This is a genomic window from Mycobacterium sp. MYCO198283 (assembly GCF_021213805.1).
Lineage (GTDB): Bacteria > Actinomycetota > Actinomycetes > Mycobacteriales > Mycobacteriaceae > Mycobacterium.
On the sequence record NZ_JAJQJI010000009.1, the window covers coordinates 174,949 to 201,267 of the forward strand.

Sequence of the window (26,319 nt, forward strand, 5' to 3'; positions counted from 1 at the left end):
AGCCTGCGGACCGGTGCATCACCGTAAAGGACGGCGGCCGTGGCGCTCATCCCGCTCAACCTGCTGGTCTCCCACGACGGCCGGTCGTCGCGGCAACACATCACCTGCCGCAACAAGTGCGGCGTGGCGTGCGCGCACCCGGCGCCGAACACCAGCGACAACGCCTACTTCGGCGACGTGGTAAGGCAGGCGGTGTCGCGCCGGGCGCTGCTGCGGGCCGGCGCGGTGACCGTGCTGGCCGTCGGTGCGGGCTCGGCGATCGCGGCGTGCGGCACCGGTGACGACGCGCCGTCCCCGTCCTCGTCACCGCACCCCGACGCCGCCCCGCCCGGCATGAACTTCACCGCCGTCGCGCCCAACAGCGCAGACGCCGTCGTCATCCCCGACGGTTATCAGCAGGGCGTCGTGATCAGCTGGGGCGACGCCGTGCTGCCCGGGGCGCCGGTGTTCGCCGTTCGAGCGCAGACCGGCGCGGCGCAGCGGCAGCAGTTCGGCTTCAACAACGACTTCGCGGCCCTGCTGCCGATGCCGGACCAGCCGAACCGGTTCCTGCTCGTCACCAACCACGAGTACGTCAGCCCCCAGTTCATGTTCCCGGGCTACGCCGCCGACGCCCCCACCCGCGAGCAGTTCGAGGTGGAGATCGCCGCCGTCGGATTGTCCGTCGTCGAAGTCGAACGCACCCCGCACGGCGGGCTGCGGCCGGTGCTGGGCCGCTACAACCGGCGCATCACCGCCGACACCCCGATCACGCTGAGCGGGCCGGCCGCCGGCACCGAATTCGTCCGCACCGCGGCCGACCCGGCCGGCCGCACGGTCGCCGGCACCTTCGCGAACTGCGCCGGCGGCGTGACGCCGTGGGGCACGGTGCTGTCCGGCGAGGAGAACTTCCACACCTATTTCGGCGCGCCGAAGGGAGCTCCGAAGCCGAGCGAACGGCTCGCGCGCTACGGCGTCAAGCAGCAGCCGACGGAGCTGCGGTGGGAGACCTTCGACCCGCGGTTCGACGTCGTCGCCTCACCGAACGAGGTGAACCGGTTCGGCTACGTCGTGGAGGTGAACCCGTGGGATCCGAACTCCACGCCGGTCAAGCACTCCGCGCTCGGCCGGTTCAAGCACGAGGGCGCGACGATCCACGTCACCGCCGACGGATCGGTGGTCGCCTACAGCGGCGACGACGAGCGGTTCGACTACCTGTACAAGTTCGTGTCCAGTCGCCGCATCAGGCCGGGCGGACCCGACGACGCGGCCGCCATGGCGCACAACATGGGCATCCTCGACGAGGGCACGCTCTACGCCGCGAAGCTGACCAGCGACATCCCCGCCGAGCAGCTCGACGGGTCCGGAACGCCGCCGGCCGGCCGCGAGTTCGCCGGCAGCGGCACATGGCTGCCGCTGCTGCGCTCCGGCCCCGCCGGCGCGGAGTCGCTGGTGCCCGGGCTCTCGGCGGCCGAGGCGGCGGTGTTCACCCGGCTCGCCGCGGACCGGGCGGGTGCCACCAAGATGGACCGGCCCGAGGACTTCGAGGCCAACCCCAGGACCGGCAAGGTCTACGTGGCCCTGACCAACAACGTCGAGCGCGGCGCCCCCGGAAAGGCCACCGTCGATGCTGCCAACCCCCGCACCGACAACAAGAGCGGCCAGGTGCTGGAGATCACCGACGACCACACCGGCACCGGTTTCACGTGGAACCTGCTGCTGGTCTGCGGCGACCCGGCCGCCGCGGACACCTACTACGGCGGATTCGACAAGAGCCGCGTGAGTCCCATCAGCTGCCCGGACAACCTGGCGTTCGACAGCCACGGCAACCTGTGGATCTCCACCGACGGCAACGCGCTGGGCGCGAACGACGGGCTGTTCGCCGTCGCGCTCGAGGGGCCCCACCGCGGTGAGACCAAGCAGTTCCTGACGGTGCCGCGGGGCGCCGAGACCTGCGGGCCGGTGATCCGCGACGACCTGGTCACCGTGTCGGTGCAGCACCCCGGCGAGAGCGACGACCACAGCATCGACAATCCGCTGTCGCGCTGGCCCGAGGGCGGCAACGGCACGGCGCGGCCCGCGGTCGTCGCGGTGTGGAAGCCCGCCGGGCAGATCGGCGTATAGGCCGCCGAGATCGACGAAAAGGTGGACCGCACCCGCACTTTCGCGCCCGTTCGTCGGTTTCGGCACCGAGGTGCGGGGATACGGTGGCGGGATGAGCCATCGCATCCGGGTCGGCGTCCAGCTGCAGCCCCAACACTCGCCCAACTACACCCACCTGCGTGACGCGGTTCGGCGCTGCGAGGACCTCGGCGTCGACATCGCGTTCAACTGGGACCACTTCTTCCCGCTCTACGGCGACCCCGACGGCGCCCACTTCGAGTGCTGGACGATGCTCGGCGCCTGGGCTGAGCAGACCTCGCGGATCGAGATCGGCGCGCTGGTGTCGTGCAACTCCTACCGCAATCCCGACTTGCTGGCGGACATGGCGCGCACCGTCGATCACATCTGCGACGGCCGGCTGATCCTCGGCATCGGGTCGGGCTGGAAGCAGCGGGACTACGACGAGTACGGCTACGAATTCGGAACGGCCGGAAGCCGGCTGGACGACCTCGCTGCAGCATTGCCGCGCATCACCTCACGGCTGCAGAAATTGAATCCAAAACCGGTGCGGGATATCCCGATCCTGATCGGCGGACAGGGCGAAAAGAAGACGCTCCGGCTGGTGGCAGAATATGCCAACATCTGGCACGGCTTCACCGATCCGGAAACATATCCAAAGAAGGCCGAAGTGCTCGACCGGCATTGCGCCGACGTCGGCCGGGACCCCGCGAGCATCGAACGTTCTTCTGGTGTCAACAAACTTGCCGAAGCGGATCCGCTCGCTGACCTGGGCGTCACGTTGTTCACCGTCGGCGTCAACGGACCGGATTACGACCTCAGCGCCGCCAAGGCGCTGTGTGAATGGCGCGATAACCGCCAGTAACCGGGCGCTCCCCCGCCGCTGTTTGTCGTGCCGTCATGGCAGACTGCGCTCATTGTTTTCGGGGGTTGAGGAGCGCATGCCGAAGAAGTACGGCGTAAAGGAAAAGGACCAGGCGGTCACCCACATCATGACGCTGATCATGACGGGTCGATTGCGCAGCGGTGACCGCGTCGATCGCAATGCGATTGCGCAGGAACTCGGGATGAGCCGCGTTCCGATCCAGGAGGCGGTGCTGCAGCTCGAGCACGACGGCGTCCTGACGACGCGATACCACCGCGGCGCGTTCGTCGCGCGGTTCGACGAGTTCACCGTCCGCGAGCACCATGAGCTCTACGGCGTCCTCTCCGGCATCGCGTCCGCCCGCGCCGCCGCCGATCCGCAGCGCCGGATCGTCGGCCACCTCGAGGAACTGCGTGCCGCGCTGCAAGACGCCGATTCGCCGCAGCAGGTGCAGGACATCGCCCTGGCCTACCGCAACTGCATCGTCGGCGAGTACGCAGGTCCGCGGCTGGCCGCCGCCATCCACGCCTACCGCAACGTGGTACCTGCCGACATCGCGGCGCTGTATCTGCACCACCATGACCGGCTGCTGCCCGCGCTGGCGGCCGAGCACGCCGCCATCGTCGCCGGCGACGCCGACGCCGCGCGGGAAGCCTGCGTCGTGCGGATGGCGCTGCTGACCGACATCATGGTCGACGAGCTGCGTCGTCGGGGGGTGCTGCCCGCGCAGGAAGCTGCCCGCCGCGCGTAGCCCGGGCGCGACGATTACGTTGCAGCTATGACGCGGCCGATGCAGCGGATGGTCAGGCTCTGCGCCGTAACGGCGACGCTGCTCATCGTGGCGGCCACCGGGTGGGCGCCGGCGGCGGCGGCCGACAACGACCAGTGCGCTCCGCCGGGGATCGGCAGCGCCAGCGCGCTGCCCACCAACCTGGCGGCCGCGGCGGGCGGACCCGAGCAGGACCGGTACACCACCGCGTCCGTCGTCCCGCTCGAATCCGTCGACGTCGGTGCGCTCGGGCTCGGCACCCCCGGCGTGCTCACCGTCGGCACGCTGTCCGACGCCCCGCCGAGCATCTGCATCAACGCGGCGGGCCAGTTCACCGGGTACGACAACGAGCTGCTGCGGGCCGTCGCGGACAAGCTCGGCCTGCGGGTGAACTTCGTCGGCACCGAGTTCTCCGGACTGCTCGCCCAGACGGCCTCCCGACGGTTCGACGTCGCTTCCTCGTCGATCACCACCACCGAGGCGCGGCGGAAGACGGTCGGGTTCACCAACGGCTACGACTTCGGCTACTTCTCGCTCGTGGTGCCGACGGGGTCGCCGATCACCGGCTTCGGCAAGCTCGCCGCCGGGCAGCGGATCGGCGTCGTGCAGGGCACCGTGCAAGAGGAGTACGTCATCAATACGCTGGGCCTCGACCCGGTCAAGTACCCGGACTACAACACCGTCTACGCGAACCTCAAAGCCCGGCAGCTGGACGCCTGGGTGGCGCCGTCGCAGCAGGCCAGCGGCACCGTGCAGGCCGGCGACCCCGTCGCGATCGTCGAGAACACGTTCAGCCTCGACAACTTCGTCGCGTGGGCGGTGGCGAAAGAGAACCGGCCGCTGATCGACGCGCTGAACAGCGGCCTCGACGCCGTGATCGCCGACGGCACCTGGGCCCGGCTGTACAGCGAGTGGGTGCCGCGGGCGTTGCCGCCGGGCTGGAAGCCCGGCTCCAAGGCGGCGCCCTACCCGCAGCTGCCCGACTTCGCGGCGATCGCGGCCGCCAACGGCGACCGGGACACCGGTGCGGCGCCCAAGTCGACGCTGTCGCAGCTGAAGGACTCGTTCCTCGACTGGAACCTCTACCGCGAGTCGGTCCCGGTGCTGTTCAAGACCGGCCTGCCCAACACGCTGATCCTGACGATCAGCGCCGCGGCGATCGGGCTGGGGCTCGGCATGGTGCTGGCGGTGGCCGGCATCTCGCGGTCACGCTGGCTGCGCTGGCCGGCCCGCATCTACACCGACATCTTCCGGGGGCTGCCCGAAGTGGTGATCATCTTGCTGATCGGGCTGGGCGTCGGGCCGGTGGTCAGCGGGCTCACCGGCAACAACCCCTATCCGCTCGGTATTGCGGCGCTGGGCCTGATGGCCGCGGCGTACGTCGGCGAGATCTTCCGCTCCGGCATCCAGAGCGTCGAGCCCGGCCAGCTGGAGGCGTCGCGGGCGCTCGGCTTCAGCTACAGCTCCGCGATGCGGCTGGTGGTGATCCCGCAGGGCGTGCGGCGGGTGCTGCCGGCGCTGGTCAACCAGTTCATCTCGCTGCTCAAGGCGTCGGCGCTGGTGTACTTCCTGGGCTTGGTCGCCGGGCAGCGCGAACTGTTCCAGGTGGGCCGCGACCTCAACGCGCAGACCGGCAACCTGTCGCCGCTGGTGGCGGCGGGCATCTTCTACCTGGCGCTGACGGTCCCGCTCACCCACCTGGTCAACCACATCGACCGGCGGCTCCGCAGCGGTCGCCCCGCCGCCGCCGAGGACGATCCGCTCGACCCGCCCACGGCAGCGAAGGGATGACCCGGGCATGACCGACCACACGACGACGCACGCGGTCTCGCTGGCGGCGACGGGCCTGGAGCTGGCGTTCGGGCCGAACAAGGTGCTGCGCGGCGTGGACATCGACGTGCCCGCCGGCACCACCACCGCCGTGATCGGCCCGTCCGGCTCCGGCAAGTCCACGCTGCTGCGCACCCTGAACCGGCTGCACGAACCCGACGCCGGCGACATCCTGCTCGACGGCCGCTCGGTGCTCGCCGACAACCCCGACCAGCTCCGCCAGCGCATCGGCATGGTGTTCCAGCAGTTCAACCTGTTCCCCCACCGCACCGTCATCGACAACGTGGCACTGGCCCCGCGCAAGCTGAAGAAGCTGCCCGCCGAAGCAGCCCGTGCGGTCGCGATGGCGCAGCTGGACCGGGTGGGCTTGGCGCACAAGGCGCAGGCGCGGCCCGGCACGCTGTCGGGTGGCCAGCAGCAGCGGGTCGCGATCGCCCGCGCGCTCGCGATGGCGCCGCAGGTGATGTTCTTCGACGAGGCCACCTCCGCGCTGGACCCCGAGTTGGTCAAGGGCATCCTCGCGCTGATCGCCGAACTCGCCGAAGAAGGCATGACGATGCTGGTGGTGACCCACGAGATGGAGTTCGCCCGCTCGACGTCCGACGCGGTGGTCTTCATGGACCACGGCCGCGTGGTCGAGGCGGGCCCGCCCGAGCAGATCTTCACGGCCGCCGGAACCGACCGGTTGCAGCGGTTCCTGTCGCAGGTGCTCTGAGACGGGCGAACCCCCCGAACGTCCGTTCCTGGCAGACGCTGACACGTTAGGATCGGCGATATGCCGGAGACTGCCCCCCAGCTCACCGAGCTCGCCGAGGGGCTGCAACGTGCGTTCTCCAAGCTGGCCACCCATCTGCGCCGCGGCGACACCAGCGCGAACCGGGTGCCGACGGGTGATCTGACGCTGGCCCAGCTGTCCATCCTGATCACGCTGCTCGACCAGGGGCCCATGCGGATGACCGACCTGGCGGCCCACGAGCGGGTGCGCACCCCCACCACCACCGTCGCGATCCGCCGGCTGGAGAAGCTGGGGCTGGTCAAGCGCACCCGCGACACCTCCGACCTGCGCGCGGTGCTCGTCGACATCACTCCGAAGGGGCTGGAGGTGCACCGCGAGTCGCTGTCCAGCCGGCAGGCCCACCTGGCCGCGATGCTCAGCCAGCTCAGCCATGAGGACATCACCGTGCTGACCGAAGCCCTGGGCGCGCTCGAGCGGCTCTCCGGCGCCGCCCCGCCGGCCGAGGAGTGACGCCTCGCTCACCGTCCGGCGCCGCGGTCAGCCCAGCCAGTCGAGCACCGCGGCGGCGGTCCAGGACTGCTGCATGCTGCCCAGCGGCTCGCCGGTGAACGGCTCGTAGTACTCGGCGAAGGTGCCGTCGCTGGCCTGCCGCAGGCCCTCGCGCTTGAGTGTCAGCGCGCGCTCGGCCCACCCGCGGCGGGCGAACGCCCAGGAGAACAGCCACGTCATGACCGGCCACACCGGCCCCCGCCAGTACTCCCGGGGCCGGAAGTCCCGGGACACCGGCGAGGTCGACGGGATGAGCGCGTACCGCAGGTCCGGATGCCCGCAGAACCGCGGACCCTCCAGCAGCCGCAGCAGGGCCCGTTCGCGGTCGTGCGGCAGCCCGCCGCACAGCAGCGGCGCGAACTGCGCGACCGTCTCGGTGGCGATCCACCGTTCGGCGCGCACGTCGTAGTCCTGGGCGGCGCCGCTCTTGGGGTGGGTCGTCGCGAGGACCCCCGCCCGGAACCGCTCGGCCCAGGAGTACAGGTCGCGGACGTCGGCGTGCGGACGCCTGTAGTCCTCGCCGATGTTGGCGAGCACGTCGCAGGCCACCGCGAACACCGCCGAGACGAACACGTCCTCGACCGCGAAGCTCATCACCTTGGCCAACAGCCCGTCGTCGTAGCGGACGGACTTCATCTCCTCCAGCAGCCAGAGGTAGCGGTCGTATTCCAGGTCGGAGGGCCGCTGCGTGGCGTCGGTGACGATGGTGTTGTCTTCGCGGCGGTACTCCGGCACCGAGCCCGGCACGACGTTCGCGTACGCGCTGTCCCACCGCGGCGAGTTGTCCATGCCGGACTCCCACCCGTGGTACAGCGTGACGCGGCCCCGCTCGTGCGGATCGCGGGCCTCGGCGAGCCAGCGGTGCCAGCGCACCAGATCGTTCCAGCGGCGGTCGAGAAACGCCTCGGCGACGGCGCGCGTCGAGCGGCCGCGGGTGCGCGCGTGGTCGAGGATGCGCTGGACGGCGATCGCGTGCACCGGCGGCTGCGTGATGCCCGAGGTGTGCCGGTTCGCCGGGGCCTGGGCGGCGAGCGTCGCGCACTCCCAGCGGGCCGGCCCCGGGAAGTACCCGTCGACGCCGTTTGCGAAGACGATGTGGGGGATCATGCCGTTGTCCCACTGCGCCGACAGCAGGGTGTCGAGCTCGACGACGGCGCGCTCCACCGACAGCGGCGCCAGCCCGACCGCGACGAACGCGGCGTCCCAGCTCCACATGTGCGGATAGAGCAGCGGCGCCGCCGTCGTCATCACGCCGAGATCGTTGCCGCGCAGCAGGTACGCGGCGCGGGCGGCGAGCATGGCCGGGGCGAAGCCGGGGTCGGGCATCGCTCAATCATGCGGCGGGTCGGCCGAGTCCGCAGGTCGGTAGGGTCGCGCAGGTGGCGACCGCGAACCCGACAGCGATGATCACCGGCGCGAGCGGCGGGGTGGGCGCTGCCCTGGCCGCGGCGCTGGCGCCCACCCACACCCTGCTCTTGGCGGGCCGGCCGTCGGAGCGGCTCGACGCCGTCGCGGCCCGGTACGGCGCCACGACCTGGCCGCTCGACCTCGCCGACACCGGGGCGATCGAGGCGCTGGTGGAGCCGATCGTGTCGCTCGACGTGCTGATCCACAACGCCGGTGTCGCGTTTCCGGGGCGGGTGGCGGAGTCGAGCGTCGACGAGTGGCGGACCACTTTGGAGGTCAACGTGATCGGCGCGGTGGCGCTGACGCTGGCGCTGCTGCCGGCGCTGCGGGCCGCCGAGGGCCACGTCGTCTTCATGAACTCCGGCTCGGGGATCAACGCCTCGCCGGGGCTGGCGTCCTACGCGGCGAGCAAGTTCGCGCTGCGGGGCTTCGCCGATGCGCTGCGCGCCGACGAGCCGTCGCTGCGCGTGACGTCGATCCACCCGGGCCGGATCGACACCGCCATGCAGCGGCAGCTGATCGCCTACGAGGGCCGCGAGTACCGGCCCGAGCAGTTCCTGAGCCCCGGCACGGTTGCCGCCGTCACGGCCGACGCGGTGCGGGCGCCGCGCGACGCCCACGTGCACGAGGTCGTCGTCCGGCCGCGGTGATCAGACGACGAGGTTGACCAGCTTGCCGGGGACGACGATGACCTTCTTCGGCGTGGCACCCGCCAGGAACGCGGCGACCTTCTCGTCGGCGAGGGCGGCCGCCTCGATCTGCCCTGCGCCCGCGTCGGCGGCCACGCTGATGCGCCCGCGGACCTTGCCGTTGACCTGCACCGGGAATTCGACGGTGTCCTCGACCAGATACCGCGGGTCGGCGGCGGGGAACGGCCCGTGCGCCAGCGAGGTGTCGTGGCCGAGCCGGCGCCACAGCTCCTCGGCGAGGTGCGGCGCCAGCGGTGCCACCATCAGCACCAGCGGCTCGACCGCCGCGCGGCTGCGGACGTCGTGCTTGGTCAGGTGGTTCGTGTACTCGATGAGCTTCGCGGCGGCGGTGTTGTTCCGCAGCCCCGCATAGTCGTCGGCCACGCCGGCGATCGTGCGGTGCAGCGCCCGCAGCGTCTCGTCGTCGAGCGCATCGTCGGTGACCCGCAGCGCGCCGGTCGTCTCGTCGACGGCGATGCGCCACACCCGCTGCAGGAAGCGGTGCGCGCCGACGACGTCCTTGGTGGCCCACGGCCGGGACGCCTCCAGCGGACCCATGCTCATCTCGTACACCCGCAGCGTGTCGGCGCCGTAGGCGTCGCAGATCTCGTCCGGCGAGATGGAGTTCTTGAGGCTCTTGCCGATCTTGCCGAACTCCTGGTTGACCGGCGCGCCCTGGTAGAAGAACTTCCCGTCGCGTTCGGTCACCTCGGCCGCCGGGACGTAGGCGCCGCGCGCGTCGGTGTAGGCGAACGCCTGGATGTAGCCCTGGTTGATCAGCCGCCGGTAGGGCTCGCGAGAGGTGAGGTGGCCGAGGTCGTAGAGCACTTTGTGCCAGAACCGCGAGTACAGCAGGTGCAGCACCGCGTGCTCGACGCCGCCGACGTACAGGTCGACGCCGCCGGGATCGTCGGCGCCGTGCTCGGCGGGGCGCGGGCCCATCCAGTACGCCTCGTTCTCGCGCGCGCAGAACCGCTCGGCGTTGTGCGGATCGGTGTAGCGCAGCTCGTACCAGGAGCTGCCGGCCCACTGCGGCATCACGTTGGTGTCGCGGGTGTAGGTCTGCAGCCCGTCGCCGAGGTCCAGTTCGACGTGCAGCCAGTCGGCCGCCTTGGCCAGCGGCGGCGACGGCTCGCTGGCGGCGTCCTCGGGGTCGAACGCCACCGGCTGATAGTCGTCGACGTCCGGGAGTTCCACCGGCAGCGCCGATTCCGGCAGCGGGTGGGCGCGGCCGTCGCGGTCGTAGACGATCGGGAACGGCTCTCCCCAGTAGCGCTGCCGGGCGAACAGCCAGTCGCGCAGCTTGTACTCGACGCGGGCCCGGCCGCGACCGTCGGCCTCCAGCCGCGCGGTCACCGTCTGCTTGGCGGTGGCGATGTCGAGGCCGTCGAGGTAGCCGGAGTTCACCAGGACGCCGTCGCCGGTGTAGGCGGCCTGCGAGAGATCCCCGCCGGCAACCACCTCCACGACGGGCAGGCCGAATTCGCGGGCGAACTCCCAGTCCCGCTGGTCGTGGCCGGGCACCGCCATGATGGCGCCGGTGCCGTAGCCGAGCAGCACGTAGTCAGCGATGAACACCGGGATGTGCTGCCCGCTGACCGGGTTCACCGCATAGGCGCCCAGGAACACGCCCGTCTTGGTCTTGTTCTCCTGCCGTTCCAGGTCCGACTTCGCGGCGATGTCCGCGCGGTAGGCCGCGACCGCCTCGGCCGGCGATGCCGCGCCGTAGGTCCACCGCGGGTCGACGTGCTCGGCCCAGCCGGGCGTCGCCAGCGCATCGACCAGCTCGTGTTCGGGCGCCAGCACCAGATAGGTCGCACCGAACAGCGTGTCGGGCCGGGTGGTGAACACCTCGACGTCGCCCGCGGAGGTCGCGAACTGCACCGCGGCGCCGACCGAGCGGCCGATCCAGTTGCGCTGCATGGTCTTGACCTTGTCCGGCCAGTCCAGCGCGTCGAGGTCGTCGAGCAACCGGTCCGAGTAGGCGGTGATGCGCATCATCCACTGCCGCAACCGCTTCCGGAACACCGGATAGTTGCCGCGCTCACTGCGCCCCTCGGCGGTCACCTCCTCGTTGGCCAGCACGGTGCCCAGGCCGGGGCACCAGTTGACCAGCGAGTCGGCCCGGTACACCAGCCGATGGCCGTCGATGACGTCGGCGCGTTCGCCCGCGGAGAGCGCCGTCCACTCGCGGCCGTCGGGCACCGTGCGGACGCCGGACTCGAACTCGGCGACGAGCTCGGCGATCGGCCGGGCCTTGTTCGCGGCGGGATCGAACCAGGCGTTGTAGATCTGCAGGAAAATCCACTGCGTCCAGGCGTAGAAGTCGACGTCGGTGGTCGCGAAGCTGCGCCGCGAGTCGTGCCCGAGGCCGAGCCGGCCGAGCTGGCGGCGGAAGTTGACGATGTTGGCCTCGGTGCGGATCCGCGGGTGGGTGCCCGTCTGCACCGCGTACTGCTCGGCCGGCAGGCCGAACGCGTCGAATCCCAACGCGTGCAGCACGTTACGGCCGGACATCCGGTAGAAGCGGGCGTAGACGTCGGTGGCGATGTAGCCGAGCGGGTGGCCGACGTGCAGGCCCTCCCCCGACGGGTAGGGGAACATGTCCTGGACGAACATCTTGTCGGCCGGCACCTCGCCGTCGGGGGCCGCCAGCGAACCCACCGGGTTGGGGACGTGGAAGGTGCCCGCCGACTCCCAGTACCGCTGCCAGTCGCCCTCGATGCGTCCGGCCAGTTCCGCGCTGTAGCGGAACCGGGGTATGTCGGCGTCGGCGCCGGTGGGGGTCTCGGTCACGGAGCATCAGGGTAGTCAGTGCGCCACCGGCGACCCCAATCGCGACAGCAGGTCTCGGTTCCGTTGCGGACGCATCAGAGCTTGGCAGCGATGCTGGTGGGGCGCTCGCGTCGGTTGTTACGGTCGGCCGCGCCTGCTCGCCGACGGCAGGTGCGCAGCCGAAGGGACGACAGCGATGAATAACACAGCCCGCCGGTGGCTGGCCGTCGCCGGAGTTGCGGCCACCGCCGTGGCCGCCGCGCTGGGGGCTACCGGCGCGACCGCGTCCGCCGAGCCGGTGCTGCCCCCGCCCGTCGCGCCCGCCACGGTCACCCAGACCGTCACCGTGGTGCCGGGCGCGGCGCCCCTGGGCGTGGCGGCGGCGCCCCTGCCGGTCGGGGCCGGTCAGCCGGTGGGGGCCGGTCAGCCGGTGGTGCCCGCGGCCGCCGTGCCGCCCGTCGTCGCACCCGTCCCGGTGGAGACGGTGGTGCCGGCGCCGTCGGGCACGATCGCCGACTACTTCGCCGACCATCACGTGCGGATGGAGCCGCAACGGGCCGACGGCTTCACCGCACTGGACATCACCGTCCCGCTGCCCACCGGCTGGAGCCGCGTACCCGATCCGAACGTGCCCGACGCGTTCCTGGTGATCGCCGACCGCAACGGCGCCGACCCGCTCTACACCTCGAACGCGCAGCTCGTCGTCTACAAGCTCGTCGGCGACGTCGATCCGGTGGCCGCCATCAGCCACGGCTACCTCGACAGCACCACGCTGCCGCAGTGGCGGACCACCGACGCCTCGATGCTCGACTTCAACGGGTTCCCGTCGGCGCGCATCGAGGGCACCTACCGGTTGGGCGACGCCACCCTCAACGCGTTCCGCCGCCACGTCATCGCCACCTCGGGGGCCGAGCGCTACCTGGTGACGCTGTCGGTGCTGACGACCGTCAGCCAGGCCGTCGCAGCCGCCGACGCGGTGGACGCCGTCGTCAACGGCTTCCGCGTCGCCGCCCCGCAGCCGTCGGCCCCCGCGGTGGCCGCCCGCGCGGCCAGGTGAGCGCCGGCACCGCCGTATCCTGACCGCATGCTGATCGCCGCCGTGCTGTGCCTGTGTGCCGCAGCGGGGCTGGCGGCCCCGGCGGCCCGGACGTTGCTGCGCTCCCCGGCGGACCCGGTGCGCCGGGCCGTCGCGCCGACGCAGCTCGCGGCCGCCGCCATGCTGTGCGCCGGTGGGATCGCCGCGGCGGTCGCCGCCCCGCCGCTGGGCGTGGTTGCGCTGCTGGCCGGCGGCGTGGGCGCCGTCGGGACCGTGGCCGCCGGCGCGTACCAGGCCGGCCGGCGGACGCTGGCCACCGAACCCCCGAGCTGTGCGGCGGCCGCGGCGGGCGGCTGCGCGGGCTGCACCCTGTCCTGCCACTGACGCTTGTGTGACGCCTTCGCCGCGCGGGCCGGTCCGCGGGATTACCGCCGGACCTCCCGGGTAGGAAGAACCGGTGGTGAAGGTGCTGCGGTTGACGTCGGTGTTCGAGGCGTCAGGGCGGGTCGCCGGGGCGCAGTTCGACCCCGTGGGCGGCATGCAGACCCACACCGGCGAGTTGACCCGCGCCCTGGACGCGCGGGGTGTGCAGCAGACCGTCGTCACCACCCGGCCGCCCGGCGGAGCCCGCGAGGTGGCCTTCGGCTCCCATGCGCGCATCGTCCGGCTCGGCGTGCCGGTGCCGGTGTGCCGGCAGTTCTACTCCGTGCCGGCCGCGGCGCTCGTGCCGCGGCTGGCGCGGCGGTCGGACCTGGTGCACGCCCACCTCGGCGAGGACCTGGCGATCGTGCCGCTGGCGCTCACCGCCGCGGCGGCCGGCCGCATCCCGCTGGTGCTGACCGTCCACACCAGCGTGCGCCGCACGCTGCGGGTCAGCGACGCCCGGTCGGCGCTGCTCAAGGCGGTCGGCGGGCGGCTGGAGCTGGCCGGTGAGCGCCGCGCGGACGCCGTGCTGACGCTGACCCACCGGCTGCGCGACGGGCTGCTCGCCGACGGGGTGCCCGCCGGGCGCATCCGGGTGATCCCGTCGGGCGTCAACCCCGACCTCTTCGACGGCGCCGCCGAGCCGGCCCGCACCGGCGATCGCGTGGTGTTCGTCGGCCGGCTGCACCCGCAGAAGGGCGTCGACACCGCGGTGCGGGCGCTGCCGATGCTTCCCGGCGTCACGCTGGTGCTCGCGGGCGACGGGCCCGACCGCGCCGAGCTGGCGCGGCTCGCGCAGCGGCTCGGGGTGGCCGACCGCGTTGAGTTCCTGGGCTTCGTGCCGCACGACCGGGTGCCGCAGCTGCTGGCCGACGCCGACCTGTTCGTCATGCCGTCGCAGTACGAGGAGCTCGGCACGGCGATCGTCGAGGCGATGGCGTCGGGCGTACCGGTCGTCGCGTCGAACATCGGCGGTATTCCGCAGCTCGTCGACGACGGCGAGACCGGTGTGCTCGTTCCGCCGGGCGACCCCGCCGAGCTCGCGGCCGCCTGCCGGGCGCTGCTCGCCGACCCCGCGCGCAGCGCGCTGATGGCGAAAAAGGCGCTGGCGCGCACCGCGGCCTACCAGTGGCCCGCACTGGCCGATCGGGTGCTGGCGGTGTACCGGGAGCTGGTGTGACCGCGCCGCTGCACCTGGCGATCGTGGTCGACAGCGACGCGTTCGGCGGCGCCGAGGTGTACGCCCAGCGGCTTGTGTGCTGGCTGCCGCAGCACATCCGCCGCACGGTGATCGTCGCCGAGCCCGTCGCCGAGCACTTCGGCGGCGAGCGCCGCGTGGTGCCGCTGCACCGCCACCGCGCGCACGCGCCCGCGGTGGCGAACCTGCTGGCCGAGCTGCGGCCCGACGTCGTGCAGGTGAACCTCGTCGACCCGGCGAGCAACCTCGCGGCGCTGGACGCGGCGGTGGCGGCCGCGCCGACCGTCGCGACGCTGCACCTGCAGGGCACCCCGCCGCAGCGGGCCTTTCCCGCCGCCGACTTCGCCGTCGCACCGTCGGCCACGATCGCCGCGCAGCTGCGGGACCTCGGCATGCCCGCCGACCGGGTGGTCCGCATCCGCCACGGCGTCGAGCTCCCCCCGGCGGCGGTGAAGCCGCGGCACCGGACGCCGGTGGTGATCGGCACGGTCGCCCGGCTGACCCCGCAGAAGGGACTCGACCTGCTGATCGACGCGGTGTCGCGGCTGACCGGCCGGGGCTACCGGATCGAGCTGCGGATCGCCGGTGCCGGCCGCGACGCCGACGCCTTGCGCGAGCGGGCGCGCGGGCTGCCCGTCACGTTCACCGGGCTGTGCCGCGACGTGCCGGCGTTCCTGCGCGACCTCGACGTGTTCTGCCTACCGTCGCGCCGCGAAGCGCTGTCGCTGTCGCTGCTCGAAGCGGTGTCGCATGGGCTGCCGTGCGTGTCGAGCGACGTCGGCGACACCGCCGAGGCGTTGACCGGCGCGGCGTTGATCGTGCCGCCCGAGGACGTCGGCGCGCTCACCGATGCGCTGCGCTCGCTGCTCGACGACCCGGCGCGGCGCGCCGACCTCGGCGCTCGGGCGCGGGAGCGGGCGCTCGCCGAGCTCGACGTGCGGCGGTGGGCACAGGACTGGGCGGCGGTGCTGCACCGCGCCGCGGTCAGCCGAGCAGCTCGTCGGCCCGCGCCAGCACGTCGCTGACGGACAACCAGGTGGCGCAGCGGAAGTCGATCGGGCACTGCAGGTGCCCGCAGCCGTTGCAGCCCACCGGGACCAGCGCGGCCCGCTGCGTCGGCAGCCGGTGCGCCCAGCGCAGCGCGTCGCCGGACAGGAAGATGACGACGGCGGGGGTGCCGACCGCGGCGGCGACGTGCGCGGTCCCGGTGTCGTTGCACACCACCAGCGCCGCGCGCCGCACCAGTTCGGCGTACGCCCCCACTCCGGTGCGGCCCGCCACGTCGACGGCGTCGGCCGTCATCGAATCACGCACGGCCGCAACGATTCCCGCTTCGGCAGCCACCCCGCCGACCACCACCCGCAGCCCCCGGGCCGCCAGCGCGTCACCCACCGCGGCGAACCGGTCGGCGGGCCAGCGCCGGCTCGCCGCGCTGGCGCCGGGATGCAGAACCGCGAATTCCGCGGTGCGGAGGCCGGTTTCGGCCATCAGCCGCTCGCAGCCGGCAACGTCGTCGGGGACGGCCGGGAATTCCAGTGCGGCGTCGGCGTCGGTGACCGGCACGCCCAGGTGAGCCAACACGGCGAGATGCCGATGCACTTCGTGGCGGTCTCGGGGGTAGTCGAGGTGCGCGGCGTGGTCGCGGGTGATCACCGCGCCGCGGGCGGCGAACCCGCCGATGTGGCGGGCGCCGAGCGCGGCGGTGACGTCGTTGGCGGCCGGCCGGTCGCCGTAGGTCTGCAGCGCGAGGTCGAAGCGGCGGGCGGCCGCCGCGGCGACGAAAGGCTGCCACTGCTCGGCGACGGGCGGTCGTTCCGGGATGCCGGGGTGGCCCGGAAAGGGCAGCAGCTCGTCGACGTAGCCGCGCATCCGCGCGATCAGCGGCGCCATCTCCGGATAGGTGATGACGGTGACGTGCAGGTCCGGCCGGGCGGTGCGCAGCGCCCGCCACGCCGGCAGCGAGCACAGCAGGTCACCGAGCCCCACCCGCAGCCGCACCAGGGCGACGCGGCGCGTTTCGGGATCGGTGAGAAGGTCCACCCCGGCTATATGCCCCGCATCAGCGTGATCATGCCGGTGTACGACCAGGCGGCGTTCGTGCCGCGGGCGGTGGCGAGCCTGCGACGGCAGACCGGGGTCGACTGGGAGCTGATCGTCGTCGACGACGGCTCCACCGACGACGTGGCGGCGGCGCTGCCCGCCGACCCGCGGATCCGGTGCGTGCGGTTGCCGCACAACCGCGGCCTGGGCGCCGCGCTGAACACCGGACTGGAGCTGGCCGCGGGATCGCTGATCGCGTACCTACCTGCCGACGACGTCTACCACGCCGGCCACCTGGCGGCGCTGGCGGCGGTGAGCACCGCGGACGTGGCGCTGGCCTACAGCGGCGTCGACCACCACGGCGACCAGCAGAGCCTCGCCGAGCCGCCCGGCCACACCCTGCAGCTGGTGCAGGTGATGCATCCGGCGACGCGCGAACGCTGGCGGGAGCGCTCGGCGTGGGAGAGCGACGACCTGGAGCTGCTGTTCTTCGGGCGGCTGGCCGGTCGGCGCGCCGGCACCGAAAAGGTGACCTGCACCTGGACCGACCACCCCGGGCAGCGGCACAAAGCCATCAGCGAGCGCCACGACGGCGGCCTCAACGTCTTCCGGCGGCGCTACCGGGTCGCCGAACCGCTGCGGCTGCGCAGCCGGGCCGGCGCCCGCGTCGACGAGGTCGCGCTGTACGCCCGGTTCCGCGACCGCGAGTATCCGGCCCACGGCCCGACCGTGCTGCTGGTCGGCGAGCTGGCCTACAACCCCGAACGCGTGCTGGCGCTCGCCGAGCGCGGCGCCCGACTGCACGGCCTGTGGACCGGTGACGGGCTGGGCTACAACACCGTCGGGCCGCTGCCCTTCGGCCACGTCACCGACCTCGACCACACCGACTGGCCCGGCGCCGTCCGGGCGCTGGACCCCGACGTCGTCTACGCCCAACTCGACTGGCGCGCCGTGCCGTTCGCCGCGGCGGTCCGCGAGCGGTTCCCGACCGTGCCGTTCGTGTGGCACTTCAAGGAGGCGCCGCAGCGCAGCATCGCCCGCGGCGAGTGGCCACAGCTCGCGCGGTTGTGCACGACGGCCGACGCGGTGCTGTTCGGGTCCGCCGAGGAGCGCGACTGGTTCTATCTCGCGCTGCCGGGCTGTGACGGCGGCGTGCTCGACGCGAGCCTGCCCAAGGCCGACTGGCTCGACGCGCCCCGGAGCCCGCGGCTCGGCGACGCCGACGGCGACGTGCACACCGTGGTGCTCGGCCGCCCGCTGGGCATCGACCCGCCGTTCGTCGGCGTGCTCGCCGCCCGCGGTGTGCACCTGCACTGCCACGGCCTGCGCGACGGGCCCGGGGCCGGCGGGGCCTGGCAGCGGTGGCTGGCGGCCGTGCGGGACGCGGCGCCCGGCCACGTGCACCTGCACGAGCCGGTGAGCCAGCCCGAGTGGGTTCCGGTGCTGTCGCGCTACGACGCGGCGTGGATGCACCGGTTCTCCAGCGGCAACGGCGGCGATCTGCAGCGCGCCACCTGGGACGACCTGAACATCCCGGCCCGGCTCGGCACCCAGCTCGCCGCCGGCCTGCCGCTGCTGCAACAGCACAGCCCCGGCAGCGTCGTCGCCATGCAGCGGCTCGTCACCGACGAGCGGCTGGGGTACTGCTACAGCGGCGCCGAGGACGCCGCGGCGGCGCTGCTCGACCACCGGCGGCGCGAAGCGCTGCGCGACGACATCTGGCAGCGGCGGCGGCAGTTCACGTTCGACCATCACGCCGACGCGCTGCTGGCGCTGCTGCGCGACGTCGCGGGGCGGCGCTAGTTGCGGCTGACGTCGATCGGGTGTGTCGCCAGCAGCGACAGCGGCAGCGGCTGGCGGCGCAGCACCCGCGCCCACAGGTCAACCCGCGGTTCGACGAGCACGTCGGACGGCAGGGCCGACAACACGATCCAGTCGTCGCGCTCGATCTCCCCGTCGAGCTGCCCGATGGTCCACCCGGAGTAGCCGGCGAAGATCCGCACGCCCTCGAGCATCGGCGCGATGTCGTCGGGGTCGGCGTCGAGGTCCACCATCACCAGGCGGCCCGCGACGTGCCGCAGACCAGCCACCCCCTGCGGGTCGAGGCCCACCCGCAGCGCCCCCAGGCACAGCGCGGCGTCCCGCTTCACCGGGCCGCCGATGAACATCGTCTTCGGCTTCGCCGCGAGCTTGGCCCACTGCGGCAGCACGTTGTACACCGGCGTCTCGCTCGGGCGGTTGAGGACGACGCCCAGCGTCCCGCCGTCGTTGTGCTCGACGACGAAGATCACGCTGCGCCGGAACGTCGGTTCCAGCAGATCGGTGTTAGCCAGGAGCAGGGTGCCGGCGCGGACCCGCTGCGCGGCGGGCGCCCAGCCGGACGAGCCGTCCTCCGGATCCTCTGACTGCGCCACGGTGTCCATCATGTCATCCGGCGGGCGCTTCCGCGGTGATCGGCCGAGCGATTTGTAGTGTGGGATGCGCGGGCGGTGCGGCCCGGCTGATGACGGCCCGAACGTCGGACAGGAAGTGATCTCCCGGTGGTGGACACGCGGGCCGGTGTCGAGGTGTGGCGATCGGTGCGGCGCAGGCCGGCCTTTGCGCGGCTGCTCGCCGTGCGGGTGGCCAGTCAGTTCGCCGACGGCCTGTTCCAGGCCGGCCTGGCCGGTGCGCTGCTGTTCAACCCGGAGCGGGCGGCGGACCCCTGGCAGGTGGCCGCCTCCTTTGCGGTGCTGTTCCTGCCGTACTCGCTGATCGGCCCGTTCGCCGGCGCGCTGCTCGACCGCTGGGACCGCCGGTGGGTGCTCGTGGGTGCCAATTTCGGCCGGCTGGTGATGGTTGCCGTCGTCGGGGTGCTGCTGGCGGTCGGCGCGGGCGATCTGCCGATCCTGTGCGGCGCGCTGATCGTCAACGGGTTCACCCGCTTTGTGGCGTCGGGCCTGTCGGCGGCGCTCCCGCACGTGGTGGCGCGCGAGGACGTCGTCGCGATGAACTCGCTGTCGACCGCGGTCGGCGCGGTCGCCACCTTCGTCGGCGCGAACTTCATGCTGCTGCCCCGCTGGCTGCTCGGCTCCGGCGACACCGGCGCCGCGACCGTCATCAGCGCCGTCACGGTGCCGGTGGTGCTGTCGTTGGTGACGGCGCTGCGATTCTCCCCGCGGGTGCTCGGTCCCGACGACACCGCGCGCGCCGTGCACGGGTCCGTCGCGTACGCGGTCGCGACGGGCTGGGCGCACGGCCTGCGGACCGTCGCCCGACGGCCGTCGGTGGCCGCCACCCTCTCGGCGCTCGGCTGGCACCGCATCGCCTTCGGCTGCAACACGCTGCTGGTGCTGGTGCTGGTACGCCACACCGACACCCAGGCCGTCGCCGGCTTCGGCATCGCGCTGGTCTTCGTCGCCGCCACGGGCACCGGCTCGTTCCTCGCGACCGTCGTCACGCCGACGCTGGTGCGCCGCATCGGCCGGTACGCCACCGCCAACTGGGCGCTCGGGGCGGGGGCGGCGGTGCAGCTGGCGGGCATCGGGCTGCAGGTTCCGGTGCTGCTGACCTGCGGCTTCCTGATCGGGGCGGCGGGACAGGTGGTGAAGCTGTGCGCGGACACCGCGATGCAGATCGACGTCGACGACGCGCTGCGCGGGCACGTCTTCGCGGTGCAGGACTCGCTGTTCTGGGTGACGTTCATCGCCGCGATCGCCGCGGCCGCCGCGGTCATCCCCGCCGACGGCCGCGCCCCGGGCCTGGCGGTCGCCGGGGTGGTCGCGTACCTCGCCGGCCTCGCCACCCACGCCGTCGTCGGCCGCCGCAGCGAGGATTAGGGTTTCCGGCCATGGCGGACGTCGCACCGATCGTCGAGGACCTGCGGGCCGAGAGCGACGAACTCGACGCGCTGGTGGCGGAGCTGCCCGCGCAGGCGTGGACGACCGAGACGCCGGCGACCGGATGGACCATCGCCCACCAGATCGGCCACCTGCTGTGGACCGACCGGATGGCGCTGCTGTCGGTCACCGACGACAACGCGTTCCGCCAGCTGCTGCGCAACATCACCGACCCGGAGCGATTCGTCGACCTCGCCGCCGACGACGAGGCGCGCCGCAACCCCGCCGAGCTGCTGCCGGACTGGCGGGCCACCCGCGCCCACCTGCACGACGCGCTGCTCAAGGTGGCGCCCGACCGCAAGCTGCGGTGGTTCGGGCCCCCGATGGGTGCCGCGTCGATGGCGACCGCGCGGCTGATGGAGACGTGGGCGCACGGCCTCGACGTGGCCGACGCGCTCGGCGTCCACCGGCCCGCGACCGCGCGGCTCAAGTCGATCGCCCACCTCGGGGTGCGCACGCGGGACTTCGCGTTCGCCGTCCGCGGGCTTCCCGCGCCCGCCGCGACGTTTCACGTGGAACTGCGCGCGCCCGACGGTTCCACCTGGTCCTGGGGACCGCCCGACGCCGCCCAGCGGGTGACCGGTTCCGCCGAGGACTTCTGCCTGCTCGTCACGCAGCGCCGGGCACGCCGCGAGCTCGACCTGACGGCCGTCGGCGACGATGCCGAGCGGTGGCTGACCATCGCGCAGGCGTTCGCCGGGCCCCCCGGCCCCGGTCGCGGCTAGCCGGATCCGACCGCCGACGCGTCGTCGGCGGCGCCGTCGCCGTCGCGGTCGACCAGCCGGAGATCCATCGCGCCGTCGGCGTCGGTGTCGACGTACCCCGTGGTGCCGCCCGGGTCGGCGCACAGCACCCGGTCGGCCAGCCCGTCGGCGTCGGAGTCGACCAGCGTGTCGTCGGTCTCGCCGTCGCCGTCGAAGTCCACGACCGGCCCGCCGGTCTGTTCTGCGCCGTCGAGGGAGAACCAGCGCAGCCGGCCGCCGCGATCGACGGCCACCGACCAGGTGCCCGATCCGTCGTCGGTGAAGAAGACCTCGGGCGGTCCGGTGTCGTCGACGTCGAGCACCGCGTGATCGGCCAGGCCGTCGCCGTCGAGGTCGGCCAGCGCGTCGTCGATGCGGCCGTCGTGGTCGAGGTCGAGCCGCACCGCATCCAGGACGCCGTTGCGGTCCACGTCGAGATCGGGCGTCCCGGCGAGAACGCTCACCCCGTCGTCGCCGCCCAGGCAGTACTCCACACCCGCTACGACGCCGGCGAGCGCCCGGCGGTTCCGTCGCCGTCGGCGGCCTGCCGGGCCTGCCACCAGGCCATGAGCTCCGCCACCGCCTCGTCGTGGTCCAGCGGGCCGCGGTCGAGCCGCAGCTCCTTGAGGTACCGCCACGCCTCCCCCACCACCGGGCCGGCCGGCACGCCGAGCAGCCGCATGATCTCGTTGCCGTCGAGGTCCGGGCGGACCCGCTGCAGGTCCTCCTGCGCTGCCAGCTCGGCGATGCGCGCCTCGAGCTCGTCGTAGCTGGCCTGGAGCCGGGCGGCGCGGCGCTTGTTGCGGGTGGTGCAGTCGGCCCGCACCAGCTTGTGCAGCCGCGGCAGCAGCGGTCCGGCATCGGCGACGTAACGGCGGACCGCCGAGTCGGTCCACCGGCCGGCACCGCTGGCATCCGCATAGCCGTGGAACCGCAGGTGCAGGAACACCAGCTGCGACACGTCGTCGACGAGCTGCTTGGGGTACTTCAGGGCGCGCAGCCGTTTGCGCGCCAGCTTCGCCCCCACCACCTCGTGGTGGTGGAAGCTCACGCCGCCGCCCGGTTCGTGGCGGCGGGTGGCCGGCTTGCCGATGTCGTGCAGCAGCGCGGCCCATCGCAGCGTCAGGTCCGGGCCGCCGTCCTCCAGGTCGATCGCCTGCTCCAGCACCGTCAACGAATGCCGGTAGACGTCCTTGTGCTGGTGGTGCTCGTCGATCGCCAGCCGCATCGCGCCCACCTCGGGCAGCACCACCTCGCCGAGCCCGGTCTGCACCATCAGCTCGATCCCGGCGACCGGGTGGGCGCCGAGCAGCAGCTTGTCCAGCTCGGCGGCCACCCGTTCGGCCGTGATCCGTTCCAGCTGCGACGCCATCGCCGTCATCGCCGCCCGCACCCGCGGGGCCGGCGTGAACCCGAGCTGCGACACGAACCGGGCCGCCCGCAGCATGCGCAGCGGGTCGTCGCCGAAGGACACCTCCGGCTCGGCGGGGGTGTCGAGCACCCGGGCGCGCAACGCCGCGAGCCCGCCCAGCGGATCGTGGAAGTCGCCGAGTCCGCCCGGCTGTGCCGGGTCGACGCGCACCGCCATCGCGTTGACCGTGAAGTCCCGGCGGACCAGGTCGCCGTCGAGGCTGTCGCCGAACCGCACCTGCGGGTTGCGGGACACCTGGTCGTAGGTGTCGCTGCGGAAGGTGGTGATCTCGAGTCGGTGGCCGTGCTTCTCGACGCCGATCGTGCCGAACTCGATGCCGGTCTCCCACAGCGCATCGGCCCAGCGCCGCAGCAGTCTGCGCAGGTCGTCGGGCCGGGCGTCGGTGGTGAAGTCGAGGTCGCCCGCGAGGCGCCCGAGCACCGCGTCACGCACGCTGCCGCCCACCAGGAACAGGTCGTGACCGGCGTCGGCGAACAGCGAACCCAGCTCGCGCAGGACCGGACCGTAGGCGTTGAGCGCCACCGCGGCCGCGGTGAGGAGCTCCGGCTCGGGCACGGGATCGGACACGTTCGGAAACAGTAATGCGCAACGGCTCGGTCACGAGCAGCGCGTGGGGGGCGGGTGAACGAAAGGGTGGCAACTACTATCGCTGGGGTGTCGGACGGCGAACAGGCCAAACCACGACGGCGTCGCGGCCGCCGGCGGGGTAAGCGCGCCGCCGGTCCGCCCGAACCGGTCGCCGAACGCACCCGCGAACCGCAGCAGGCGCCGACACCGTCGGCCCAGCAATCCCGCCGGCCCAATCGCCGGCCCCACGACCGGCTCCGCACCGTGCACGAGACGTCGGCGGGCGGCCTGGTGGTCGACGGCATCGACGGCCCGCGCGAGCGCCAGGTGGCAGCGTTGATCGGCCGCCTCGACCGGCGCGGGCGGATGCTGTGGTCGCTGCCCAAGGGCCACATCGAGCTGGGCGAGACCGCCGAGCAGACCGCCATCCGCGAGGTCGCCGAGGAAACCGGCATCCGCGGCGACGTGCTGGCCGCGCTCGGCAGCATCGACTACTGGTTCGTCACCGAGGGCCGCCGGGTGCACAAGACCGTGCACCACTACCTCATGCAGTTCTCCGGCGGGGAGCTGTCCGACGAGGACGTCGAGGTGAGCGAGGTGGCGTGGGTGCCGCTCAGCGAGCTCCCGGCCCGGCTCGCCTACGCCGACGAGCGCCGGCTCGCCGAGGTCGCGGGCGAACTGCTCGACAAGCTGCAGGCCGACGGCCCCGCCGCGCTGCCGCCGCTGCCGCCGGCGTCGCCGCGCCGGCGCCCCCAGACGCATTCGCACACGCGGAACCGTCGTCCCGACGAGTCCTCGTCCGGCCGGGCAGGCGGATGCGGTACGGCGCAGTGACGCCCGGCCCGCGGCGCCGGCTCCTCGCGGTGCTGCGGCTGCTCGCGGTGTTCGCGCTGCTCGCCGTCCCGGCCCTGGCCGCCCGACAGCCGCCCGCCGCCGCGGACGCACGGACGAACTTCCTGCGGGTGCAGATCGACGCGGTCTCACCGGAGGTCGTCACCACCGGCAGCGACCCGACCGTGACCGTCAGCGGCGTCGTGCGCAACGTCGGCGACCGCACGGTCCGCGACGTCGTCGTGCGCCTCGAGCACGCCGCCGCCGTCGACGCACCCGGCCGGCTCCGCACGGACCTCACCGGCTCCACCGACCAGTTCGAACCGGTCGGCGACTTCGTGACGGCCGCCGCCGAGCTCGCCCGAGGCCAGTCGGCGCCGTTCCGCCTGCGCTATCCGTTGCGCGCCGCGCAACAGCCCGCCCTGGGCATCGAGCGCCCCGGCGTCTATCCGCTGCTGGTCAACGTCAACGGCACCCCCGAGTACGGGGCGGCCGCCCGGCTGGACGACGGCCGGTTCCTGCTGCCGGTGCTGGGTGTGCCGGGCGACCCCGGGGCCGCGGCGGACGAACCGACCGCGGTCGTCGCGCCGGACACGTCCCGGCCGGTCGCGATGACGATGCTGTGGCCGCTCGCCGACCGTCCGCGGCTGGCGCCCGGCCAGCCCGGCGGCGCGACACCCATCCGGCTGGTCGACGACGAGCTGGCCGGCTCGCTCGCCGCCGGCGGCCGGCTCGACGCGCTGCTGTCGGCCGTCGAATTCGCCACCGGTCCGCAGGTCGATCCGGCCGGAGACGTCCGCGACGCGCTGTGCCTGGCGGTCGACCCGGACCTGCTCGTCACCGTCAACGCGATGACCGCCGGTTACGTGGTGACGGCCGACGCCGCCGACCGCACCGCCGCCACCCGGCCCGGCACCGGGCAGGGCGCGGCCACCGCATGGCTGGACCGGCTCAAGGTGCTGGCCAAGCGGATGTGCGTGGCGCCCACGCCGTACGCCCAGGCCGACCTGGACGCGCTGCAGCGGGTCGGCGACCGGGCGCTGGCCGGGATCGCCACCAACAGCGCCGGCGACGTCGTCGACCAGCTGCTCGGCATCACCTCCGCACGCGGTGCGACGCTGCTCGGCGACAGCACGCTGACGCGGCGCGGCGCCGACCTGCTGACCGACCAGGGCAGCACGGTCGCCATCGCTGCCGCGCCCCTCGCCGCCCCCGACACCGCCACCGGCCGGCCGGGCCCGCTCGACACCGCCGACCTCGGGCCGCGGCGGCTGTCGCCGAGGCTGGTGGCCGCGCCGTTCGACCCATCACTCGGGGCGGCGCTCGCGGAGATGGGCGACCGACCGGCGGTGCCCGGCTACCTCGACAGCTCGCTCGCGGTGCCGCTCGACACCTCGGCGCCGGCCCGCTGCCAGGATGCGCTCGGCGCGATGCTCTGGCGGACGCTCACCCCGAGCGCCGAGCCGCGCAGCGAGATCGTCATGCCGCCGTCTACCTGGAGCGCGTCGGCCGACGACGCCCGCGCGGTGCTCACCGCCCTCGCCACCGCCATCCGCTCCGGGCTGGCGACCGCGCGCCCGCTGCCGGAGCTGATCGCCGGCGCCGAGGCGACCGCCGGCCCGCAGCAGCTCTCCGACGACGACACCGCCGCGACGCGGATCGACGGGCCGATCCTCGACGATATCAGCGCGCAGATCCGGCGGCTGTGGGGCCTGACCGCGGCCATGACCGTCGACACCCGGACCGGGATGACCGGCGTGCAGTACACCGCGCCGCTGCGCGAGGACGTGCTGCGGGCGCTCAGCCAGGAGGTGGCGCCGCCCGCCCGCAACGCCTTCGCCGCCGACCAGGTCGCCCAGGTCCGCCGCACGATCGGCGACCTGCTCAGCTCGGTGACGATCGTCAATCCGGGCGGGTCCTACACGCTGGCCACCGAACGCAGCCCGCTGCCGCTGGCGCTGCGCAACAACCTGCCGGTGCCGATCCGGGTGCGGCTGCAGGTCGACGCGCCGCCCGGCATGGACGTCACCGACATCGGCGAACAGGAGCTTCCGCCTGGCTACCTGCCGCTGCGGGTACCGGTGGAGGTCCACTTCACCCAGCGGGTGGCGGTCGACATCGACCTGCGGACCCCCGACGGCATGCAGCTCGGCGAGCCGGTGCGGCTCTCGGTGCACTCCAACGCCTACGGCAAGGTGCTGTTCGCGATCACGCTCGCGGCGTCGGCGGTGTTGGTGGCGCTGGCGGGCCGCCGGCTCTGGCACCGGTTCCGCGGCCAGCCCGACCCGGCCGACCTCGACCGGCCGGCACCGCCGTGAGCCGCCCACCCCGGCCCGCCCGGCCACCGATGCCGCCCCGTCAGCCGCCGCGGCCCGTCGACCCCCGCTACGGCCCCCGGACCCCGGGTCGACCGCCGCCCGCCGGCGGCCGGCCGCCGCCGCCGCGCCCGCC

22 protein-coding genes are annotated in these 26,319 nt (G+C 73.3%); 16 read left to right on the plus strand and 6 right to left on the minus strand.

Translation table 11 applies throughout. The features are described 5' to 3' along the window. The first annotated feature begins 39 nt into the window (after window positions 1-39). The 6 genes from LV457_RS17705 to LV457_RS17730 all read left to right on the plus strand — a co-directional run bounded on the left by LV457_RS17705 (window position 40) and on the right by LV457_RS17730 (window position 6,810). Window positions 40-2,103 (plus strand): PhoX family phosphatase, encoded by a 2,064-nt coding sequence (locus LV457_RS17705; protein WP_232172836.1) that lies wholly within the window; start codon window positions 40-42, stop codon window positions 2,101-2,103. A gap of 91 nt (window positions 2,104-2,194) precedes the next feature. Next, window positions 2,195-2,965, plus strand: coding sequence for an LLM class F420-dependent oxidoreductase (locus LV457_RS17710; RefSeq protein ID WP_232172837.1), 771 nt, complete (start codon window positions 2,195-2,197; stop codon window positions 2,963-2,965). Between the two features lie 76 nt (window positions 2,966-3,041). Further along, complete coding sequence (locus LV457_RS17715) at window positions 3,042-3,716, plus strand: GntR family transcriptional regulator (protein WP_232172838.1); 675 nt, start codon at window positions 3,042-3,044, stop codon at window positions 3,714-3,716. A 27-nt stretch (window positions 3,717-3,743) separates the two neighbouring features. Next, window positions 3,744-5,525 carry an ABC transporter substrate-binding protein/permease gene (locus LV457_RS17720; protein ID WP_232172839.1) on the plus strand — a complete coding sequence of 594 codons (1,782 nt, stop codon included), beginning with the start codon at window positions 3,744-3,746 and terminating at the stop codon, window positions 5,523-5,525. 7 nt (window positions 5,526-5,532) lie between these two features. Continuing rightward, window positions 5,533-6,279, plus strand: a complete 747-nt coding sequence (locus tag LV457_RS17725; protein WP_232172840.1) for an amino acid ABC transporter ATP-binding protein — start codon at window positions 5,533-5,535, stop codon at window positions 6,277-6,279. Between the two features lie 60 nt (window positions 6,280-6,339). Beyond that, window positions 6,340-6,810 (plus strand): MarR family winged helix-turn-helix transcriptional regulator, encoded by a 471-nt coding sequence (locus LV457_RS17730; RefSeq protein WP_232172841.1) that lies wholly within the window; start codon window positions 6,340-6,342, stop codon window positions 6,808-6,810. Between the two features lie 27 nt (window positions 6,811-6,837). On the opposite strand, the gene LV457_RS17735 is transcribed toward LV457_RS17730, so the two are convergent. Beyond that, a complete protein-coding gene (locus LV457_RS17735; RefSeq protein WP_232172842.1) occupies window positions 6,838-8,175 on the minus strand; it encodes a glycogen debranching protein in 1,338 nt (445 codons plus the stop codon). Window positions 8,176-8,252: 77 nt separating this feature from the next. Between LV457_RS17735 and LV457_RS17740 the strand changes: the two genes are divergently transcribed. Continuing rightward, the gene (locus LV457_RS17740; RefSeq protein ID WP_232172864.1) at window positions 8,253-8,906 is read left to right on the plus strand and encodes an SDR family oxidoreductase; all 654 of its coding nucleotides are present in this window, start codon (window positions 8,253-8,255) and stop codon (window positions 8,904-8,906) included. Here LV457_RS17740 and leuS read toward each other — a convergent pair whose 3' ends face one another. After that, window positions 8,907-11,741 (minus strand): leucine--tRNA ligase, encoded by a 2,835-nt coding sequence (gene leuS / locus LV457_RS17745; protein ID WP_232172843.1) that lies wholly within the window; start codon window positions 11,739-11,741, stop codon window positions 8,907-8,909. Between the two features lie 175 nt (window positions 11,742-11,916). On the opposite strand from leuS, the gene LV457_RS17750 reads away from it, so the two are divergent. The 4 genes from LV457_RS17750 (at window position 11,917) to LV457_RS20215 (ending at window position 15,402) form a co-directional block, all read left to right on the plus strand. Continuing rightward, window positions 11,917-12,777 (plus strand): LpqN/LpqT family lipoprotein, encoded by an 861-nt coding sequence (locus LV457_RS17750; RefSeq protein WP_232172844.1) that lies wholly within the window; start codon window positions 11,917-11,919, stop codon window positions 12,775-12,777. A gap of 27 nt (window positions 12,778-12,804) precedes the next feature. Next, window positions 12,805-13,140, plus strand: a complete 336-nt coding sequence (locus tag LV457_RS17755) for a hypothetical protein (protein WP_232172845.1) — start codon at window positions 12,805-12,807, stop codon at window positions 13,138-13,140. A 73-nt stretch (window positions 13,141-13,213) separates the two neighbouring features. Then, a complete protein-coding gene (locus LV457_RS17760; RefSeq protein ID WP_232172846.1) occupies window positions 13,214-14,359 on the plus strand; it encodes a glycosyltransferase family 4 protein in 1,146 nt (381 codons plus the stop codon). Further along, complete coding sequence (locus LV457_RS20215) at window positions 14,356-15,402, plus strand: glycosyltransferase family 4 protein (RefSeq protein WP_232172847.1); 1,047 nt, start codon at window positions 14,356-14,358, stop codon at window positions 15,400-15,402. The genes LV457_RS17760 and LV457_RS20215 overlap by 4 nt, the downstream gene beginning before the upstream one ends. Here LV457_RS20215 and LV457_RS17770 read toward each other — a convergent pair. Then, window positions 15,362-16,417 carry a glycosyltransferase family 9 protein gene (locus LV457_RS17770; RefSeq protein ID WP_232172848.1) on the minus strand — a complete coding sequence of 352 codons (1,056 nt, stop codon included), beginning with the start codon at window positions 16,415-16,417 and terminating at the stop codon, window positions 15,362-15,364. The genes LV457_RS20215 and LV457_RS17770 overlap by 41 nt on opposite strands. Before the next feature lie 9 nt (window positions 16,418-16,426). On the opposite strand from LV457_RS17770, the gene LV457_RS17775 reads away from it, so the two are divergent. Next, a complete protein-coding gene (locus LV457_RS17775; RefSeq protein WP_232172849.1) occupies window positions 16,427-18,220 on the plus strand; it encodes a glycosyltransferase in 1,794 nt (597 codons plus the stop codon). Here the strand turns inward: LV457_RS17775 and LV457_RS17780 are convergent. Beyond that, window positions 18,217-18,840, minus strand: a complete 624-nt coding sequence (locus LV457_RS17780; RefSeq protein WP_232172850.1) for a YqgE/AlgH family protein — start codon at window positions 18,838-18,840, stop codon at window positions 18,217-18,219. The two genes, LV457_RS17775 and LV457_RS17780, sit on opposite strands and share 4 nt — an antisense overlap. A gap of 117 nt (window positions 18,841-18,957) precedes the next feature. Here LV457_RS17780 and LV457_RS17785 point away from each other — a divergent pair, with 117 nt between their 5' ends. After that, window positions 18,958-20,235, plus strand: coding sequence for an MFS transporter (locus LV457_RS17785; protein ID WP_232172851.1), 1,278 nt, complete (start codon window positions 18,958-18,960; stop codon window positions 20,233-20,235). 11 nt (window positions 20,236-20,246) lie between these two features. Then, the gene (locus tag LV457_RS17790) at window positions 20,247-21,020 is read left to right on the plus strand and encodes a TIGR03084 family metal-binding protein (RefSeq protein WP_232172852.1); all 774 of its coding nucleotides are present in this window, start codon (window positions 20,247-20,249) and stop codon (window positions 21,018-21,020) included. Here LV457_RS17790 and LV457_RS17795 read toward each other — a convergent pair. Together LV457_RS17795 and LV457_RS17800 are read right to left on the minus strand one after the other, a co-directional pair. Further along, complete coding sequence (locus LV457_RS17795) at window positions 21,017-21,532, minus strand: pullulanase (protein WP_232172853.1); 516 nt, start codon at window positions 21,530-21,532, stop codon at window positions 21,017-21,019. The two genes, LV457_RS17790 and LV457_RS17795, sit on opposite strands and share 4 nt — an antisense overlap. Window positions 21,533-21,537: 5 nt before the next feature. Then, the gene (locus LV457_RS17800; RefSeq protein ID WP_232172854.1) at window positions 21,538-23,037 is read right to left on the minus strand and encodes a CCA tRNA nucleotidyltransferase; all 1,500 of its coding nucleotides are present in this window, start codon (window positions 23,035-23,037) and stop codon (window positions 21,538-21,540) included. Window positions 23,038-23,124: 87 nt separating this feature from the next. On the opposite strand from LV457_RS17800, the gene LV457_RS17805 reads away from it, so the two are divergent. After that, the gene (locus tag LV457_RS17805; protein ID WP_232172855.1) at window positions 23,125-23,871 is read left to right on the plus strand and encodes an NUDIX hydrolase; all 747 of its coding nucleotides are present in this window, start codon (window positions 23,125-23,127) and stop codon (window positions 23,869-23,871) included. Then, entirely contained in the window at window positions 23,853-26,186 is a 2,334-nt protein-coding gene (locus tag LV457_RS17810) for a DUF6049 family protein (protein WP_232172856.1), read from the plus strand. Before LV457_RS17805 ends, LV457_RS17810 begins: the two co-directional genes overlap by 19 nt. The last annotated feature ends 133 nt before the right edge of the window (window positions 26,187-26,319 follow it).

Coding starts and splice junctions, on each gene's coding strand:
- LV457_RS17710 (WP_232172837.1), top strand. CDS start 2,195: ATGAGCCATCGCATCCGGGTCGGCGTCCAGCTGCAGCCCCAACACTCG.
- LV457_RS17715 (WP_232172838.1), top strand. CDS start 3,042: ATGCCGAAGAAGTACGGCGTAAAGGAAAAGGACCAGGCGGTCACCCAC.
- LV457_RS17720 (WP_232172839.1), top strand. CDS start 3,744: ATGACGCGGCCGATGCAGCGGATGGTCAGGCTCTGCGCCGTAACGGCG.
- LV457_RS17725 (WP_232172840.1), top strand. CDS start 5,533: ATGACCGACCACACGACGACGCACGCGGTCTCGCTGGCGGCGACGGGC.
- LV457_RS17730 (WP_232172841.1), top strand. CDS start 6,340: ATGCCGGAGACTGCCCCCCAGCTCACCGAGCTCGCCGAGGGGCTGCAA.
- LV457_RS17735 (WP_232172842.1), bottom strand. CDS start 8,175: ATGCCCGACCCCGGCTTCGCCCCGGCCATGCTCGCCGCCCGCGCCGCG.
- LV457_RS17740 (WP_232172864.1), top strand. CDS start 8,253: ATGATCACCGGCGCGAGCGGCGGGGTGGGCGCTGCCCTGGCCGCGGCG.
- LV457_RS17750 (WP_232172844.1), top strand. CDS start 11,917: ATGAATAACACAGCCCGCCGGTGGCTGGCCGTCGCCGGAGTTGCGGCC.
- LV457_RS17755 (WP_232172845.1), top strand. CDS start 12,805: ATGCTGATCGCCGCCGTGCTGTGCCTGTGTGCCGCAGCGGGGCTGGCG.
- LV457_RS17775 (WP_232172849.1), top strand. CDS start 16,427: ATGCCCCGCATCAGCGTGATCATGCCGGTGTACGACCAGGCGGCGTTC.
- LV457_RS17780 (WP_232172850.1), bottom strand. CDS start 18,840: ATGGACACCGTGGCGCAGTCAGAGGATCCGGAGGACGGCTCGTCCGGC.
- LV457_RS17790 (WP_232172852.1), top strand. CDS start 20,247: ATGGCGGACGTCGCACCGATCGTCGAGGACCTGCGGGCCGAGAGCGAC.
- LV457_RS17810 (WP_232172856.1), top strand. CDS start 23,853: ATGCGGTACGGCGCAGTGACGCCCGGCCCGCGGCGCCGGCTCCTCGCG.